This window comes from Phenylobacterium sp. (assembly GCF_036963605.1).
GTDB lineage: Bacteria > Pseudomonadota > Alphaproteobacteria > Caulobacterales > Caulobacteraceae > Phenylobacterium.
Map to the genome: position 1 here is coordinate 37,364 of NZ_JBALUY010000009.1, position 16,050 is coordinate 53,413.

The following is a 16,050-nucleotide window of genomic DNA, read 5'->3' on the forward strand; positions in this document are numbered from 1 at the left end:
CCGCGATCAATAGGCCTGCTTCTAGGAAGGGCGCCCTAAGGGAAGGCTAGATCACCCGTTCCAGGCCGCCGCGATCCGGGCGGCCTCGGCGCGGCCCTGTTCCAGCCCGGCGCGGGCGGCGTCCGGACGGCGGGCGAAGTTCATCAGGTTCAAGCCCATGGCCGCGGCGCTGCCGGCGTCGGGGCCGATCAGCACCACCTCGGCCCCCGACGACTTGAGGGCGGAGATTTCGTCCTCCAACTGCTTGGCCATGGCCTCGGCGGCAGGTCCGGCGCTCTCGCCCCCGCGCACCTGCACCAGGACCACCAGGTCATGACCCTTTGCCATGTCGGCGTTGAGCGAGGAGCGCATGCCGCCGTCGATATAACGCCGGCCCTTGAGCGTCACAGGCGGATAGACCCCCGGCACCGAGCACGACGAGGCCACAGCCCGGGTGACGCCGACTCCGGAATCCCTGGTCCAGAGCTGAAACTCGCCGGTCAGGGCGTCCACCGCCGTGCAGGCGAAGCCCCGCTCGGGCCAGGCGTCCTCGGCCAGGCCCGCGAAGGACCGGCCGAAGGAGGCGATGAAGGCCGCCTCGTCCACCGTCTCGGCGGCGAGCGCAAAGGCCCCGATGTCGGCGCGCACCTCCTGCGCCGGCCGGGCGCCGGACCTGGCCTCCTGCATCATCTTCATCAGCGGCGTCAGGTCGGGCGCCGGGCGGGGTTTCTCCCCGGCCTTGGCCGGCGGCTGACGCGGGCGGTCGGCCTCGGCCAGGATGGACGCGGCCAGGTCGCTGGCGGGATCGCCCAGCGCCAGCCGGGCGCCGACGAACGAGCCCGCCGATGTCCCGAGGATGAAGTCCGCCGCGCCGAGATCGACGCCGCCCTGGGCGAGGCCGGCGAGCAGGCCAGACTCCCAGGCGATCCCCACGGGGCCGCCGCCCCCCAACACCAGCGCCCTGCTCATCGGTCTCTCTCCCAAGTGTCTTGTCTTTCGGGAAGGATCGGGCGCCGGGACAGGCATGTCCATGAAGGCGCCTGCGAAAACGAATGAGAGCGCAGCCAAGGCTGCGCTCTCTCCGTCAGGATAAGGCCGGTGCTCCCCCAAGCCCGGCTACGTCGCGGCAAGGGGTGCGACGCTCCTAACAGCCCTTTTCCCGGTAGATGGCCAGGAGGTGGTTCATGCGCTGTTGCTGCGGCGAAACCGTCGGCGCGGCGACATCGCCGCCGCCGGCCACCGCCTGGCCCACGGCCTGCGCGCTGGAATCAGCCACCGCGCTCATCGCCTGGGCGGCGAAGGGGCTGAAGGCCCCGCCCACCATGCCGCGGGCCAGCCCGTAACGGGCCGCGCCGCCCAGGACGCCACCGGCTAGTCCGCCAGCGATGCCCCGGCCCTGCTTGGCGCGCTGCGCCTGCTGGGCCGCCTCTTGCTGCTCGGTCATCAGCTGGGCGTTCAGCGTATTGGCCTCGGCCCCGATCTGCTCGCAGCTCATGGCCCGGTCGCCGGAGCGAAGCACCTGGTAGACGTTGGGGTCGAGATACGGCGCCTGGGCCGCAGGGGCTTCCCCCGCGGGAACGGCCACGACGGACGTCGCCGCGGGCGGAGGCGTCGCGCCTTCGGGGACCTGGGCGTGGGCCGTCCCGCTCAGGGCGAGGGCGGCGGCGGTAAGGCAGAATATGCGCTTCATGGTGGCGCTCCGTAGCTGGAGATCAGGTGAAAATCGGCGTGACGTCACGGGGCCCGCGCCTTGCGGATTTCGGCGACCAGGGCGGCGTTGAAGCCCTGGAAGGCGGACCGGGTCAGGGCCGCGTAGCGTTTGGGTGAGACCTCGGCGTCGTAGACCAGGCTCTGGCGATAGAAGGAGCCGAAGCCCGTGGTCGCCAGGGCGTTGTGCAGGGCGACGGAGTCCGAGCGGTCGTCGGTCTGGGCCAGGATGCCGAAAGGCTGTGGCGAGGCCGCGCCCTTGGTGGTGAACCAGCCGGGCATGGCGCCGCCGCGCTCATTGCCCCAGACGAAGTCCACGCGGCTGACCGGATTGATGGCGAAGCGCAGGTCGGCGTCCACCGAGGCCGAACCGCTATAGGTGCGCCGGCCGCTGCTCTCCATGTCGATGTAGTCGATCATCAGCCGGGGGGCGACGACGATGGCGTCCAGCTCCTGGCTCGCCTTGCCGAAGGCCAGTAGGGCGCCGGAGGCGGCGATCGCCCCCATGCCCTGTTCGAAGGCGTGGCCCTTGATGGGCGGCAGGGCGCGAGGGCCATAGACCACCCAGGCCTTGGTGGCGCGGCTGTCGATCACGCCCTGCCCGCCCACCGCAACGCCATGGCGCGGCAGGCTCCGCAGGCGCTCCGAAGCCTGCAGGGACGCCAGGTCCACGACCTCGAACCCGGCCGCCTGCAGCTGCCGCACCAGATCGGCGTGCGCCTCGTCGGCCAACGCCGTGGCCATATCATCAGCAAAGCCCACCAGGCGGGTGGCGATCTTGGTCCGCCTGGCGTTGGTGTCGAGACCCGCGCCCCCCGCGAAGGCGCTGGCGCTGGCGCCCTGGATGAAGGCCAGCGAATAGCCGGGCACTACGATCCGCGGCCGGTTCTTCAGAACGCGGGTCCCCCCGCTATCCAGCACGACGGCCATGGGCGGCAGGTCGCCCGGCATCATGTCGAGCTGCGCCAGACTGACCATGCCGCCTGTCTGGGCGCCGGCATAGGAGCGCCCCACCGCCCCGCTCACCGAGGTCGATCCCGTTCGCCCGGACGAGGCCTCCTTCGCCCCGGGACTGCCCGGCGGCGGCTGGTAGAGGGCGCCGAATGGGTCGGCCTGACCCGATGCAGGCCCGGAGACGCCCAACAGGCAAGCCGCAGACGCCGCGGCGGCAAGGCAAGAGATCTTGTGGCGCATGGGGGATGCGGCCCTGGGACAAGTGGCTGTAATTGCTCGCCGGTTCTCGCCCCTGTGGCGGCGCGCCGCATGACCCAAATGGACTATGCGCCAAGCTAGAGGCGTTCGAAGTCCACCTCAGGCTGCGCCGAGCGTCTTGCGAAGGCCCGCCGCGCATGGGAAGCCTTGCGGCTCAAACATTTGTTTTAAGCCATTAGGGAGAAGGCGCATGAAGGCTGCGGTCTATTACGAGAACGGCGGTCCCGAAGTCCTCAAATACGAGGAGATTCCGGACCCGGCCTGCCACCCCAAGGGCGTCATCATCCGCGTCGAGGCCATCGCCATCGAGGGCGGCGACACCCTGAACCGCTGGCGCGGTCCGCTGATGACCAACCCGCACGTGGTCGGCTATCAGGCCGCCGGCGAGATCATCGAGATCGGCTCTGAGGTCACCAATGTCCGGGTCGGCCAGAAGGTCGCCACGGTGAACAACTGGGGCAGCCATGCCGAGCTGCGCTCGGTTCCGGCCCGCAACTGCTGGCCCATCCCCGACGGCTTCGATGTCCGCAAGGCCGCGGCCATTCCGGTGACCTTCGGCACGGCCCATGACTGCCTGTTCGAATTCGGCCGCATGAAGAAGGGCGAGACCGTCCTGGTGCAGGCTGGCGCGTCCGGCGTGGGCGTGGCCGCCATCCAGCTGGCCAAGAGGGCCGGCGCAGGGCTCATCCTAGCCACCGCCTCCTCCGACGAGCGGCTGGAGAAGCTCAAGCGCCTCGGCCTCGACCACGGGATCAACTACACCCGTGACGACGTGGTGAAGGAGGTCAAGCGCCTGACCGACAACAAGGGCGTCGACGTGGTGGTCGATTCCGTCGGCGGCTCGACCCTGCAGGGCTCGATCAATTCGCTGGCCTATCGCGGCCGGGTCTCCATGGTCGGGGCGGCCGGGCGCGAGCCCATGGTGGTCGATGTCGGCTCCATGATGGGCGGCAACCGGACCCTGTCGGGCGTCTTCCTGGGCGCCGAGATCGGCACCGACCGGGTGCACGACAACATCCAGCAGCTGATCGAAGACGCCGCCAAGGGCGAGCTGGAAGCGATCATCGACAAGGAGTTCCCGCTGTCGGACGCGGCCGGGGCGCACGCCTATATCGAGAGCCGCCAGGCTGTCGGCCGGGTGGTCCTGGTCCCCTGATCGCCCCATGATCGGACGGCGCGGGCCCAGGCCTGCGCCGTCCACCTTCCTTGTCATAGTCCAGGAGCCGTCATGCCCCGCGCCGCCGTCAACGGCATCGAGATCGAGTACGAGACCTTCGGACCGGACGACGCGCCGGCCGTCCTGCTGATCAACGGCCTGGGGTCACAGATGACCCGCTGGCCCGTCCCCTTCTGCGAGAAGCTGGTCGCCCGGGGCTATCGCGCCATCCGCTTCGACAACCGCGATGTGGGCCGCTCCACCTGGTTCCAGTCCGGCGACCGCTACACCCTGTCGGACATGGCCGCCGACGCCATGGGCCTGCTGGACCACCTGAAGATCGACAAGGCCCATGTGGCCGGCGTCTCCATGGGCGGCATGATCGCCCAGACCGTGGCCATCGAGCATCCGGGCCGCGTGCTTTCTCTGACCTCCATCATGTCGGCCACCGGCGCGCCAGGAACCATGGACTCCACGCCCGAGGCCGCCGCCGTCCTCACCCAGGTCGCGCCTGACCCGACCGTGGACGAAGAGGCCTTCGTCGTCCACGGCATGAAGAACGCCCGAACCATCGGCAGCCCGGCCTATCCCTGGACCGACGAAGCCCTGCGCGAGCGGGTGCTGTCGGAAATGCGCCGGGCCTTCAACCCCAAGGGCGTCCAGCGCCAGCGCGGCGCCATCGGCGCCAGCGGCGACCGGACCGAGAAGCTGGCCAAGCTGAACGTGCCCACGGTCGTGCTGCACGGCGAGGTCGATCCGCTGATCCCCAAGGCCGGCGGCGAAGCCACGGCCAGGGCGATTCCGGGCGCGGAGCTGCGCATCATCCCCGGGATGGGCCACGACCTGCCCGAGCCCCTCTACGACACCATCATCGACGCCATTGTCGCCGCCGCCGAACGGGCGCGCTGAAGCTTTTATCGCAGGAGTATTTCATGGGACGTCTCGAAGGCTTTTCGGCCGTGGTCACCGGCGCAGCCAGCGGCATCGGCCGGGCCAGCGCTAGCCTGTTCGCCCGCGAGGGCGCGCGGGTGGTCTGCGTCGACCGGGCTGAGGCCGTCGAAGAGACGGCCGCCGCCATCAAGGCTCATGGCGGCCAGGCCGTGGCCATGACCGGCGACGCCGGGGACGAGGCCTTCGTGGAGTCCTACATCCAGCGGGCGGTGGACGAATTCGGCGGCCTGGACGCTGTCTACGCCAATGCGGGGATCACGGGTGGGCCCACCCCCTTCTTCGAACTGACGCCGGACATCTGGGCCGAGGTGCTGCGGATCAACCTGATCGGCCCCTTCCTGGCCATAAAGCACGCCAGCAAGGTCATGATCCCCAAGGGCAAGGGCTCGATCGTCTGCACGGCCTCGGTGGCCGGCATTCGTTCGGGCGCCGGCCCGGCCTCCTATTCGGCGTCTAAGGCCGGCGTCATCAACCTGGCGACCACGGCGGCCAATGAGCTCTATGGGACGGGCGTGCGGGTCAACGCCGTCTGCCCCGGCCTCATCGAGACCGGCATGACCAAGGGGGTCTTCGATTTCGCCCGCGCCAAGGGCAGCGAGGACAAGATCGGCCAGCTCAATCCGCTGAAACGGGCCGGGGTCGCCGACGAGATCGCCCACATGGCGCTGTTCCTGGCCAGCGACGACGCCTCCTATGTGAACGGCCAAGCCATCGCCGTAGACGGCGGCCTGTCGTCATCTCACCCGGTGGGCAAGCGCTTCGGTCCTCGCTAGCTCATGGCCGGGGCGCAGGGTTTTGCCTTACGCCCCGGCGAGCGCTAGAAGCGGCGCTTCCATCGCTTCAAGACCAGACCAAGACTTCCAGGACCACCCATGGCCGGACATTCAAAGTTCAAGAACATCATGCACCGCAAGGGCCGCGCCGACGCGGTGCGGTCCAAGCTGTTCTCCAAGCTCAGCCGCGAGATCACCGTGGCCGCCAAGTCAGGCATGCCCGACCCGGCGATGAACTCCCGCCTGCGTCTGGCCGTGGCCAACGCCAAGGCCGAGTCCATGCCCAAGGACAATATCGACCGGGCCATCAAGAAGGCCTCAGGCGCCGACGCCGAGGCCTATGAGGAAATCCGCTATGAGGGCTTCGGTCCGGGCGGGGTGGGCCTGATCGTCGAGGCCCTGACCGACAATCGCAACCGTGCGGCGGCCAATGTGCGGGCGATCTTCTCCAAGAACGGCGGCAATCTGGGGGAGACGGGCGCCGTCTCCTTCATGTTCGACCGGGTGGGCCAGATCGTCTATCCGGCCAGCGTCGGCTCCGAAGACAAGGTGATGGAGGCCGCCATCGAGGCCGGCGCCGAGGACGTGGAGTCCGACGAGGACACCCACACCATCTACACCGCTTTCGAAGACCTCTCCGATGTGGCCCAGACCCTGGAAGGCTCGCTGGGCGAACCCAAGTCCACCGCCATCGCCTGGCGGCCCAAGACCCTGACGCCGGTCGAGGGCGAGCCCGTCGCCACGCTGATGAAGCTGATCGACGCCCTGGAAGACGATGACGACGTCCAGAACGTCTATGGCAATTACGACGTCTCCGACGAGGACCTGGAAACCTACGCCGGCTGAGCGCCCATGAAGCTTCAGCGCCCCTCGCGCGTTGGAGCCCCATGGAGTGGTTCGCCGCCTATGTGCTGCCCGTGGCAGGGGCCGTCGTCGCCGGCGGCCTGATCGGGTTCGAGCGCGAGTATCGCGGCCGGCCGGCCGGCTTTCGCACCCACATCCTGGTCAGCCTCGCCTCGGCCCTGCTCATGCTGGCCGCTGTCCATCAGCTGGAGTGGATGGGCGATGTCTCGACCGAGGTGGTTCGCATCGATCCGGTACGGATGGCCCACGGCATTCTGACCGGCATCGGCTTTCTCTGCGGCGGCGTCATCTTCCGCCACGGGCTGAGCGTGCATGGCCTGACCACGGCGGCCTCGCTCTGGATCACCTCGGCGCTCGGCACCCTCTATGGCGTTGGCTTCTATGGCTTGGCCATCGGCGGCACGGCCGTGACCATCCTGGTCCTGGGCGTCCTGAGATGGGCCGACCGGCACATGCCCCAGCTCAACATCATCGATGTGCGGGTCTGCTACCGTCGCGCCGAGGCCCTGGATGAGAGCGCATTCCGCGACCTCATGGGCGAGTTCGGCCTCCATGCCGGCGCCATCAGCCAGCGGCTTTGGGCCGGGGCCGAGGATCGGCTTGGCCGGGTGGAATACAGCGCCACCCTGCATGGTAGCGGCCAGCTCAAGGTGGAGCGCCTGGCCAAGCGCCTGCGCGATGATCCCCAGGTGGTGGAGTACAGGCTTGCCCCCCGAAAAGACTGAGGCAGGCGACACGGCCATGCCTGTGGTGTTAGAAGCCGCGCCCTCATGACTTTGCGAATCTGGATCGAAACCAATCATCAGGCCCCCTACCGCACCGGCGGCTGGGCCTGGCTCCGTCAGATCGGCAAGGCCATGTCCGGCGCCGCCGGCGGCGACCGGGACCTGGACGCCGAGGGCTTCTGCGTCCGCGCCCTGCAGGCGGCGGTCGCCGACCTGCCGCCGGACAAGGCCATCGCGCTCCACCTGTCAGACCCGCTGCTGATCGAGGGCGTGCGCACCATGTCTGCGCGGCGGGCGGCGGGCTGGCAGGACGTGGCCGGCGCGCCCGTTCCAGACGCCGTGGTGTGGGAAACGGTCGCAGAGGCCCTGGCCGGACGTGCGCTCAGCCTGGTGCGAACCCAGCCATCCGACGCCAGAACCCCTGCCGGCTTCGCCGCGGCCTGGGCCGAACTCGCCCGCGACCGGGCCAAGGCCAAGGGCGCCTTCAAGAACCCGATCCCCCGCCCCAACCTGACGAAGGTCCGCGGTCTGCACGCCTGAGTTCAAGGCTGGCGCATGACCTATTTCGCGTCGGGCTCGGTATAGTCGCCCGCATTATAGGCGTCGCGCCTGGGCGCCGTGTCGCCGGTGGCCACGGCTTTCGGCGAGGCGTCGAGCTGCGGCGCCGGGCCCTTGGCCGCGAGGTGGCTGAAGGCGAAGATGACCGCGGCCGCCACGCCCACCGCCAACAGGGCGATGGGAATGAGGAACCCGACCCGGCGGGATTGCTGCATGCCTTTGGGAAGCGCCATTTGCGTACTCCTTTGGGGCTTAAACGACGATCGGGGAAAAACGTTCGGCGCCCTTCCGCACACCTCGGAAGCGCGCCAAAGGCCGAAGGGCTAACGTCGCCTTAACCTCGCCGGCCCCAAATCGCCCGGTAGGAACAATCCCCGAACACGCCTATAGAGTCGCCCATGACCGCCGTGCGAATCCTTGGACTGGACCCAGGCCTCCGCCGCACCGGCTGGGGGGTGATCACCATCGAGGGCGCGCGCCTGGCCCATGTGGCGCACGGGGTGATCGCGCCCAGGGACGCCCTGCCCTTTTCCGAACGCCTGCTGGTGCTGTTCGAGGCCATCAGCGCCATTGTCGCCGACCACGGCCCGGACGAGGCGGCGGTGGAGGAGACGTTCATGAACAACAACGCCGCCAGCGCGCTCAAGCTCGGCCACGCCCGGGCCATGGCCCTGGTGGCGCCGGCCCGGGCCGGCCTGCCGGTGGCCGAATACGCCGCCACCGTGGTCAAGAAGGCCGTGGTGGGCACCGGCGGCGCCGACAAGGATCAGGTCGCCTTCATGATCGCCCGGCTGCTGCCGGCGGCCGGCGCGGTCAAGGCCGACGCCGCCGACGCCCTGGCCGTAGCCATCGCCCACGCCCATGCCCGAACGGCGCGCAGCCTTGCGGCCCGCACGCCCGCGAGGCGGGTGGCGTGATGATCGGCCGGCTGCGGGGAACGGTCGCCGAGATCGGCGAGGAGGACGCCCTGATCGACGTGCTGGGCGTCGGCTATGTGGTCCGCTGCGGCGCGCGGACCTTGTCGCGCCTGCCGGCCATCGGCGAGGAGGCTGTGCTGCACATCGAGACCCAGTGGAGCGAGCAGGCGGGCATGCGTCTCTATGGCTTCCTCACCCGGGACGAGCGCCGCACCTTTCTGATCCTCAAGGAAATCCAGGGCGTCGGCCCCAAGGCCGCGCTGGCAGTGCTGGATGTGCTGCCGCCGGCCGAGCTGGCCGCCGCCGCCGGGCGCCAGGACAAGGCCGCCATCGCCCGCGCCCAAGGGGTGGGTCCCAAGCTCGCCCTGCGCATCGCCACCGAGCTGAAGGACAAGCCCCTCACCGACCTGCCGATCAGCGCCTTTGCGCCAGGCGCCGGGGCCGCTGAAGCCGCACCAGCGCCGTCGGCCTCGGGTGAAGCCGTCGCCGCCCTGATGGGCCTGGGCGTCGCCGAACCCCAGGCCAGACGGCTGGTGGAGGCCGCGGCCGTGCGGCTGGGCGAAGAGGCGCAGGCGCCCGCCCTGATCAAGGCCGCCCTGCAGGAGCTGGGCCGATGAGCCGGCTGGTCAGCGGCGAGGCGGCCCCGGCCGAGGGAACCGACCGGGCCTATCGCCCTCAGACGCTGGCGGAGTTCGTCGGCCAGGAACAGTCCAAGGCCAATCTGCGCATCTTCATTCAGGCCGCCCGGGATCGCGGCGACACCCTGGATCATGTCCTGCTGTTTGGCCCGCCGGGCCTGGGAAAGACGACGCTCGCCCAGATCATCGCCCGGGAGATGGGGGTCAACTTCCGCGCCACCTCCGGCCCGGTCCTGGCCAAGGCCGGGGACCTGGCCGCCATCCTGACCAATCTGGAGGCCGGTGACGTCCTCTTCATCGACGAGATCCACCGCCTGGCGGCCAATGTGGAAGAGATCCTCTATCCCGCCATGGAGGACCACGTGCTGGACCTGATCATCGGCGAAGGCCCCTCGGCCCGCTCGATCCGCATCGATCTTGCGCCCTTCACCCTGGTGGCGGCCACCACTCGGGCCGGCCTGCTGGCCACGCCGCTCCGCGACCGGTTCGGGATTCCGGTGCGCCTCGAATTCTACACGCCCGCCGAACTCATCAAGGTCCTGGCCCATGCGGCGGGCAAGATGGGGGTGAGCTTAACCAAGGACGGCGCCGCCGAGATCGCCGCCCGCGCCCGGGGCACGCCGCGGGTCGCTGGCCGCCTGCTGCGGCGGGTGCGCGACTTCGCCGCCGCCGAGGGCGCCGCCGAGATCGACAGGGGCGCGGCCGGCCGGGGCCTCGCGAGACTTGAGGTGGACGAAGTGGGGCTGGACTCCCTCGACCGCCGCTATCTGCGCGCCCTGATCGACAACTATGGGGGCGGGCCGGCCGGGGTGGAGACCCTGGCCTACGCCATCGCCGAGGCCCGCGACGCCGTCGAGGACGTGATCGAGCCCTATCTGATGCAGCAAGGCTTCATCCAGCGCACACCCCGCGGCCGCGTGGCCTGCGCCAAGGCCTATGGTCATCTGGGCCTGACCCCACCGCCCCAGCCCCCAGGCGCGGGCCAGCCCACCCTGTTCGACGAATAGCGGAGGTCCCGACCATGACCCGCGCCTCTGGTGAACCCTCCGCCGGCTGGATCGATGGCCGCGAACATGTCCTGCCGGTGCGGATCTATTACGAGGACACCGACTTCACCGGCGTCGTCTATCACGGCAACTATCTGCGCTATTTCGAGCGTGGGCGGTCGGACTTCCTGCGGCTGGCCGGCGTGCGCCATGCCGAGCTGCTGGACCAGGAGACACCGTCCGCCTTCACCATCGTGCGCATGGAGCTAGACTTCAAAGCCCCAGCTCGGATCGACGACGCCCTGCAGGTGCGCACCACCTATGACCGGGTGAAGGGGCCGCGGCTGTTCATCAGCCAGAGGATCGTGCGCGGCGAGACCCTGATCGCTCAGGCGGCGGTGCTGGCCGCCTGCATCGGCCTCGACGGCCGGCCCCGCAAGCCGCCGCCGGGCATGGCCGCCGCCTTGGCGCCCTACTTCTCGGCCGACGAGGGTTCCGGCGTCGCATAACGCCGGCATAAGCGACGCGGTCGACGGACTGGTTCACCTTATCGGCAAAACGATTCGAAGCGATCGACCATTCTGGGCGTTAGGCAGGCTTCGGTAAGGTTATTGCAGTTCCACTGGCGCGCGTAGGGGCGTGATCGTCACCGATCGGCGCCTTAAGTTTGCCACCGCCACGTCCCAAGCCATCCCATGGGCGCAATCTCGCCCTCGCCAACGGAGCCCAGACCGCATGGACCCCGCCGCCTCCGGCACATTGACGGCCGAAAGCTTTTCCCTGATCGCGCTGTTCCTGCGCGCCGACTGGGTCGTGAAGGCCGTGATGATTGGCCTGGGCCTGGCCTCCCTGTTCTCCTGGGCGGTGATCATCGACAAGCTGCTGCGGTTCAGCGCACTTAACCGCCATGCCGACCGGTTCGAGGACCAGGTGTCCTCCGGTCGCTCCCTGGAAGAGATCGCCAACGAGGCCGGCGAACGTCCCCAGCACGCCCTCCCCCGCATGCTGCAGGCCGCCCTTCGCGAATGGCGCGAGGCCCGCGCCAAGGGCCTGTCCAGCGACACCCAGGCTGGCTTCCTGATCCAACGCATTGATCGGGTGCAGGACGCCATCATCGCCCGCGAGGCCTCGCGGGTGGAGGAAGGCCTGCCGTTGCTGGCCATCGTCGCCACCGCCTCGCCCTTCGTTGGCCTGTTCGGCACGGTGTGGGGGATCATGGGCGCCTTCCAGGCCATCGCCATCCAGCAGAACACCAACCTGACCGTGGTGGCGCCGGCCATCGCCGAGGCCCTGTTCGCCACCGCCATCGGCCTGGCCGCAGCCATCCCGGCCTATATCGCCTACAACAAGTTCTCGTCTGACGCCGCGCGCTATTCCGGGCGGCTGGAAGGCTTCGCCGACGACCTGGCCACCGCGATCCAGCGGCGGCTGAGCGACCGGGCCTGAGCCTCCATGGCGCTCTCCTCCCACGACGCCTATTCGGCCGGCGGCGGCAGGCGCAGGCGGCGGTCCAGCCGCCGCGGCGCCCTGTCGGAAATCAACGTCACGCCCATGGTGGACGTGATGCTGGTGCTGCTCATCGTCTTCATGGTCTCGGCCCCGCTGCTGACCGTCGGCGTGCCCCTGGAACTGCCGAAAACCGAGGCCAGCGCCATCCCCGACCAGTCCGAGCCCCTGACCGTCTCGGTGCGCGCCGATGGGGTCGTCTTCATCGACGAGGAGGAGACGCCCTTCGACAGTCTCTCGCCCCGACTGATCGCCATGGCCGACGGCTCCACCGAGCGCCCCATCTATGTGCGCGCCGACGGCCGGGCCTCCTACGCCACCGTCGCCCAGGTCATGGCGGCCCTGGCCAGCTCGGGCTTCACCTCCATCAACCTGCTCACCGAGACCGGCGGCCCCTCTTCGGGCGCGGATCAGACGGCGCGCTGAGGACAGCTCATGCGCGGTGAGCGGTCGAATCTGAGCTCAGCCCTCATCATCTCGGCGATCCTGCACGTCGCGCTGGTCGGTGCGGCCCTGATCCCCTGGCCGTGGGACCGCGAACTGAAGGTCGGCGCGGTGGTGCCGATCAATGTGGTGAGCTCGATCCCCGCCAATCCCCGTCCCGCCGTCGAGGGACCGGAAGACCTGAGCGCCCAGACCGAAGCGCCGGAACCCGACGCGCCCCTCGAGGCGCCCGCCGCGGCCGCCGAGCCACAACCGCAGCCGCAACCTACGCCACAGCCTCGCCCGCAGCCGGCGCCCACGCCCAAGCCTGCCCCGACCCCGACGCCCAAGCCGGCCCCCAAGCCTGCCCCGAGTCCCAAGGCCCCGTCCCCGAAGGCGCCCGCCCCCAAGCCCGCTGCGCCGCCTAAGAAGGACAACACCCTCGACCTGGACGCCCTGGCCGACAGCCTGAAGGGCTCGCGCAGTTCGGCCTCCAAGGGCAGCGCTCGGCCTGAAACCGCCACCCGGCCGCGCTCCACCAGCGGCAGCGGCGCCTCCGGCGCAGCCATGTCCGGCCTGGCCGATGAGCTTCAGCGCCGCTGGAACCCCAACTGCGAGGTCGAGGCCGCGCGCAATGTCCGCGTGCGCGTCACCTTCCGTCTGGGCAGCGATGGCCGAGTGGTCGGCGATGTCCAGGCCGGCGGGCAGGAAAACTCATCGGACCCCGTCGTCCGCGCCGCCGCCGAGCGCGCCATTCGCGCGGTCTACAGCGCCGCCCCCTTCACCACACTCCCCCGCGAGTTCTACGGTGACCAGATCGCCGTGAGCTTCAACGCCGCCCAGGCGTGCGCCGCCAACTAGAGGAGCTATCGAGCCCATGCGTCTAAGGACCCTGTTCGTCGCCCTGACGGCGGCCCTGCTGTCGGCCGCGACCCTCGCCAGCCCCGCCCGCGCGCAGATCGAGGTGGACGTCAACCGCGGCGACGTCCAGCCCCTGCCCGTCGCCGTCCCCGCATTCGCCGGCGAGCGCGGCGCTGAGATCGCCCAGGTGATCACCAGCAATCTCGAGCGCTCGGGCCTGTTTCGCCCAATTGACCCGGCCGCCTTCATCGAGCGTGACCTGGACATCCGCTATCAGCCCCGGTTCGCCGACTGGAAGACGATCAACGCCCAGGGTCTGGTCAATGGCGAGGTGACGGTGGACGCCACCGGCCGCCTGACCGTGAACTTCCGCCTCTGGGATGTCTTTTCCGAACAGCAGCTGCTGGGCATGCAGTTCACCTCCACCTCGGAGAACTGGCGCCGGGTGGCGCACAAGATTTCCGACGCCGTCTATGAGCGACTGACCGGCGAGAAGGGCTATTTCGACACCCGCGTGGTGTTCGTCGCCGAGAGCGGCGGCCGCGTCGACCGGATCAAGCGGCTGGCGATCATGGATCAGGACGGCGCCAATCCCAGCTACCTGACCGACGGCTCCTACATCGTCATGACGCCCCGGTTCTCCTCCACCAGCCAGGAGATCACCTATATGGCCCTGCGGCCGGACGGGTCGTCGATCTACCTGTTCAACCTGGAGACCGGCCGACGGGAAGCCCTGGGCAATTTCAGCGGCATGGTGTTCGCCCCGCGCTTCTCCCATGACGGCGGCAAGGTCGCCTTTTCGGTCGAGCGGGGCGGCAATACCGACATCCATGTGATGGACCTGCGCAGCCGCTCCACCAGCCGCCTGACCAGCGATCCGTCCATCGACACCTCGCCGTCCTTCTCCCCGGACGGCGCGAGGATCACCTTCAATTCCGACCGGGGCGGCTCGCCGCAGATCTATGTGATGAACGCCGATGGCTCGGGGGCGATGCGGATCTCCCGAGGGGGCGGCCGTTACATGACCCCCGTCTGGAGTCCGACCGGCGAATACATCGCCTTCACCAAGCAGGCCGGGGGCCAGTTCCACATCGGCGTGATGCGCCCCGACGGCTCGGACGAGCGACTTCTGACCACCAGCTATCTGGATGAAGGCCCCACCTGGGCCCCCAATGGCAGAGTTTTGATGTTCTCCCGTGAAACACCTGGCGGACCTTCGCGTTTGTGGAGCGTTGATGTCACGGGTCGGATCGTCCGGCCGGCGCCGTACCCGCAGTCAGGGTCGGACCCCGCATGGTCTCCTCTGCTCAACTGACGAGTGAATGTAGGAGAAGGTTTTGGAAGTTGTTGGCCTAGCTTGACTTCAGCATGTACAAACAGCTTCGTATCCTGTGACTGGCGCCGGGCGCGCCGCGTTTTTATAACATCTCTATAAGGAAAGACTGCGTGATGACCACCAGCTCCATGACACAGCGCGCCGCGAAGTTTGCGATCATCGCGCTCGCCGCCGCGTCCGTCACCGCCTGCGCTTCGCGTCCCAAGCCTGAAGCCGTCGGCCCCACCGCCCCGCCGCCGCCCCCGCCGGCCTCCCAGCCGGGCACGCCGCCCCCGCCGGTGAGCCAGGGCGTGCTGCCCGGGACCCAGCAGGACTTCGTCATCAATGTCGGTGACCGGGTCTATTTCGACTTCGATTCCTATTCGGTGCGCGCCGACGCCGCCCCGGTCCTGGAAGCCCAGGCCGCCTGGCTGAACCGCTATCCGTCGGTGATGATCCGCATCGAAGGCAATGCCGACGAACGCGGCACTCGCGAATACAACCTCGCCCTGGGCGCCCGCCGCGCCAACGCCGTGCGCGACTTCCTGGTCTCCCGCGGGGTGTCGTCGAGCCGCATCAACACCGTGTCCTACGGCAAGGAGCGCCCGATCGATCCGGGCACGAGCGAGGACGCCTATCAGCGTAACCGGAACGCCCATACGGCGATCACCTCGGGCGCCAACTAGGGCCTGAGTTGAACTTTTGATCTCGCGGAGGGGACCCCATGCGGGTCCCCTCTTTGCTGTCGGCCTTCCCCTGGCCCTTGGCGCCGGCGGCCTCGCTGGCCCATGGTGGCCTCGGCGCCGCAATTTCGGCCCTTCGGCCTCATAGATGATCTGACCATGACGCTTCGCAGCCGCTTCGCCCTGCCCGCCGCCCTGGCCCTGACTCTGGCGACCCTGGGTCCCGCTGTCTCGACCCCGGCCCTCGCCCAGACCTCTATGGACGATCCCCTGGACGCCCGCGATGCTCGCCGGGTCGAGCGGATGGAGAAGGTCGTGCGCGAACTCCGCGCCATTGTTTTCCAGGGTCGCGACACCGGCCGCCCGGTCGTGGTCCAGCCCGCCGAGACCGATTACCGCCTCGCTGACCTGGACCGACGGCTGAGCGATCTGGAGACGGTGCTGACCCGGATCAACGGCCAGATCGAGACCAACAATTTCGAGGCCCGCCAGGCCGCCGAACGCACCGCCGCCCTGGAGGCTCAGATCCAGGCGCTCACCGAACGCATCGCCACGCTGGAAGCCTATACCGGAGCGCCCATTGGCGGCGCGAACGGGGGCGGCGCGAACGGGGGCGGAAGCACGCCGCCGGGCTTCGGCGCCACCCCGGCCCCCGGGGTCAGCGACGGCGGCGGCTCGCCGCAGGCCGACTTCGACCGCGCCCGCGGCCTGATGCTGAGCGGCGACTATGACGCCGCAGAGACGGCGTTCGAGGGCTTCACCGCCACCCATGGTGGTTCAAATCTGGCGCCCGAGG

General features: G+C 69.3%; 20 protein-coding genes. 16 read left to right on the plus strand and 4 right to left on the minus strand.

Translation table 11 applies throughout. The features are described from left to right. Nucleotides 1–51: 51 nt before the first annotated feature. From V7702_RS03300 to V7702_RS03310, 3 genes are all read right to left on the minus strand, one after another. Nucleotides 52–948, minus strand: coding sequence for a patatin-like phospholipase family protein (locus tag V7702_RS03300; RefSeq protein WP_335648720.1), 897 nt, complete (start codon nt 946–948; stop codon nt 52–54). Nucleotides 949–1,123: 175 nt separating this feature from the next. After that, nucleotides 1,124–1,669 (minus strand): hypothetical protein, encoded by a 546-nt coding sequence (locus tag V7702_RS03305; RefSeq protein ID WP_335648721.1) that lies wholly within the window; start codon nt 1,667–1,669, stop codon nt 1,124–1,126. Nucleotides 1,670–1,713: 44 nt separating this feature from the next. Then, complete coding sequence (locus V7702_RS03310) at nt 1,714–2,880, minus strand: hypothetical protein (RefSeq protein ID WP_335648722.1); 1,167 nt, start codon at nt 2,878–2,880, stop codon at nt 1,714–1,716. 208 nt (nt 2,881–3,088) lie between these two features. Here V7702_RS03310 and V7702_RS03315 point away from each other — a divergent pair, with 208 nt between their 5' ends. The 6 genes from V7702_RS03315 (at nt 3,089) to V7702_RS03340 (ending at nt 7,907) form a co-directional block, all read left to right on the plus strand. Beyond that, the gene (locus V7702_RS03315; protein ID WP_335648723.1) at nt 3,089–4,054 is read left to right on the plus strand and encodes a quinone oxidoreductase family protein; all 966 of its coding nucleotides are present in this window, start codon (nt 3,089–3,091) and stop codon (nt 4,052–4,054) included. 72 nt (nt 4,055–4,126) lie between these two features. Continuing rightward, nucleotides 4,127–4,963, plus strand: a complete 837-nt coding sequence (locus tag V7702_RS03320; RefSeq protein WP_335648724.1) for an alpha/beta fold hydrolase — start codon at nt 4,127–4,129, stop codon at nt 4,961–4,963. A gap of 23 nt (nt 4,964–4,986) precedes the next feature. Beyond that, complete coding sequence (locus tag V7702_RS03325) at nt 4,987–5,778, plus strand: SDR family NAD(P)-dependent oxidoreductase (protein WP_335648725.1); 792 nt, start codon at nt 4,987–4,989, stop codon at nt 5,776–5,778. A gap of 99 nt (nt 5,779–5,877) precedes the next feature. Beyond that, nucleotides 5,878–6,624: a YebC/PmpR family DNA-binding transcriptional regulator gene (locus V7702_RS03330; RefSeq protein ID WP_335648726.1), complete on the plus strand. Its 747-nt coding sequence runs from the start codon at nt 5,878–5,880 to the stop codon at nt 6,622–6,624. A gap of 41 nt (nt 6,625–6,665) precedes the next feature. Further along, complete coding sequence (locus V7702_RS03335) at nt 6,666–7,367, plus strand: MgtC/SapB family protein (RefSeq protein ID WP_335648727.1); 702 nt, start codon at nt 6,666–6,668, stop codon at nt 7,365–7,367. 45 nt (nt 7,368–7,412) lie between these two features. After that, nucleotides 7,413–7,907: a hypothetical protein gene (locus V7702_RS03340; protein ID WP_335648728.1), complete on the plus strand. Its 495-nt coding sequence runs from the start codon at nt 7,413–7,415 to the stop codon at nt 7,905–7,907. Nucleotides 7,908–7,927: 20 nt separating this feature from the next. On the opposite strand, the gene V7702_RS03345 is transcribed toward V7702_RS03340, so the two are convergent. Next, on the minus strand, nt 7,928–8,158 hold the full coding sequence (locus V7702_RS03345) for a hypothetical protein (protein ID WP_335648729.1): 231 nt from the start codon (nt 8,156–8,158) through the stop codon (nt 7,928–7,930). 165 nt (nt 8,159–8,323) lie between these two features. On the opposite strand from V7702_RS03345, the gene ruvC reads away from it, so the two are divergent. The 10 genes from ruvC to V7702_RS03395 form a co-directional block, all read left to right on the plus strand. Then, nucleotides 8,324–8,842, plus strand: coding sequence for a crossover junction endodeoxyribonuclease RuvC (ruvC, locus tag V7702_RS03350; RefSeq protein ID WP_335648730.1), 519 nt, complete (start codon nt 8,324–8,326; stop codon nt 8,840–8,842). Continuing rightward, nucleotides 8,842–9,459, plus strand: a complete 618-nt coding sequence (gene ruvA, locus V7702_RS03355; RefSeq protein WP_335648739.1) for a Holliday junction branch migration protein RuvA — start codon at nt 8,842–8,844, stop codon at nt 9,457–9,459. The genes ruvC and ruvA overlap by 1 nt, the downstream gene beginning before the upstream one ends. Further along, entirely contained in the window at nt 9,456–10,487 is a 1,032-nt protein-coding gene (gene ruvB, locus V7702_RS03360) for a Holliday junction branch migration DNA helicase RuvB (protein WP_335648731.1), read from the plus strand. Before ruvA ends, ruvB begins: the two co-directional genes overlap by 4 nt. Before the next feature lie 14 nt (nt 10,488–10,501). Further along, nucleotides 10,502–10,975, plus strand: coding sequence for a YbgC/FadM family acyl-CoA thioesterase (locus V7702_RS03365; RefSeq protein WP_335648732.1), 474 nt, complete (start codon nt 10,502–10,504; stop codon nt 10,973–10,975). Between the two features lie 226 nt (nt 10,976–11,201). Beyond that, nucleotides 11,202–11,912, plus strand: coding sequence for a protein TolQ (gene tolQ / locus V7702_RS03370; protein ID WP_335648733.1), 711 nt, complete (start codon nt 11,202–11,204; stop codon nt 11,910–11,912). Between the two features lie 6 nt (nt 11,913–11,918). Next, nucleotides 11,919–12,398: an ExbD/TolR family protein gene (locus V7702_RS03375; protein ID WP_335648734.1), complete on the plus strand. Its 480-nt coding sequence runs from the start codon at nt 11,919–11,921 to the stop codon at nt 12,396–12,398. Between the two features lie 9 nt (nt 12,399–12,407). Continuing rightward, nucleotides 12,408–13,256 carry an energy transducer TonB gene (locus V7702_RS03380; protein ID WP_335648735.1) on the plus strand — a complete coding sequence of 283 codons (849 nt, stop codon included), beginning with the start codon at nt 12,408–12,410 and terminating at the stop codon, nt 13,254–13,256. Between the two features lie 16 nt (nt 13,257–13,272). Further along, the gene (gene tolB, locus V7702_RS03385; RefSeq protein WP_335648736.1) at nt 13,273–14,571 is read left to right on the plus strand and encodes a Tol-Pal system beta propeller repeat protein TolB; all 1,299 of its coding nucleotides are present in this window, start codon (nt 13,273–13,275) and stop codon (nt 14,569–14,571) included. A gap of 134 nt (nt 14,572–14,705) precedes the next feature. Next, complete coding sequence (gene pal / locus V7702_RS03390) at nt 14,706–15,257, plus strand: peptidoglycan-associated lipoprotein Pal (RefSeq protein ID WP_335648737.1); 552 nt, start codon at nt 14,706–14,708, stop codon at nt 15,255–15,257. A 156-nt stretch (nt 15,258–15,413) separates the two neighbouring features. Then, the coding region (locus tag V7702_RS03395; protein ID WP_335648738.1) for a tol-pal system protein YbgF at nt 15,414–16,050 on the plus strand (637 nt) is incomplete at its 3' end.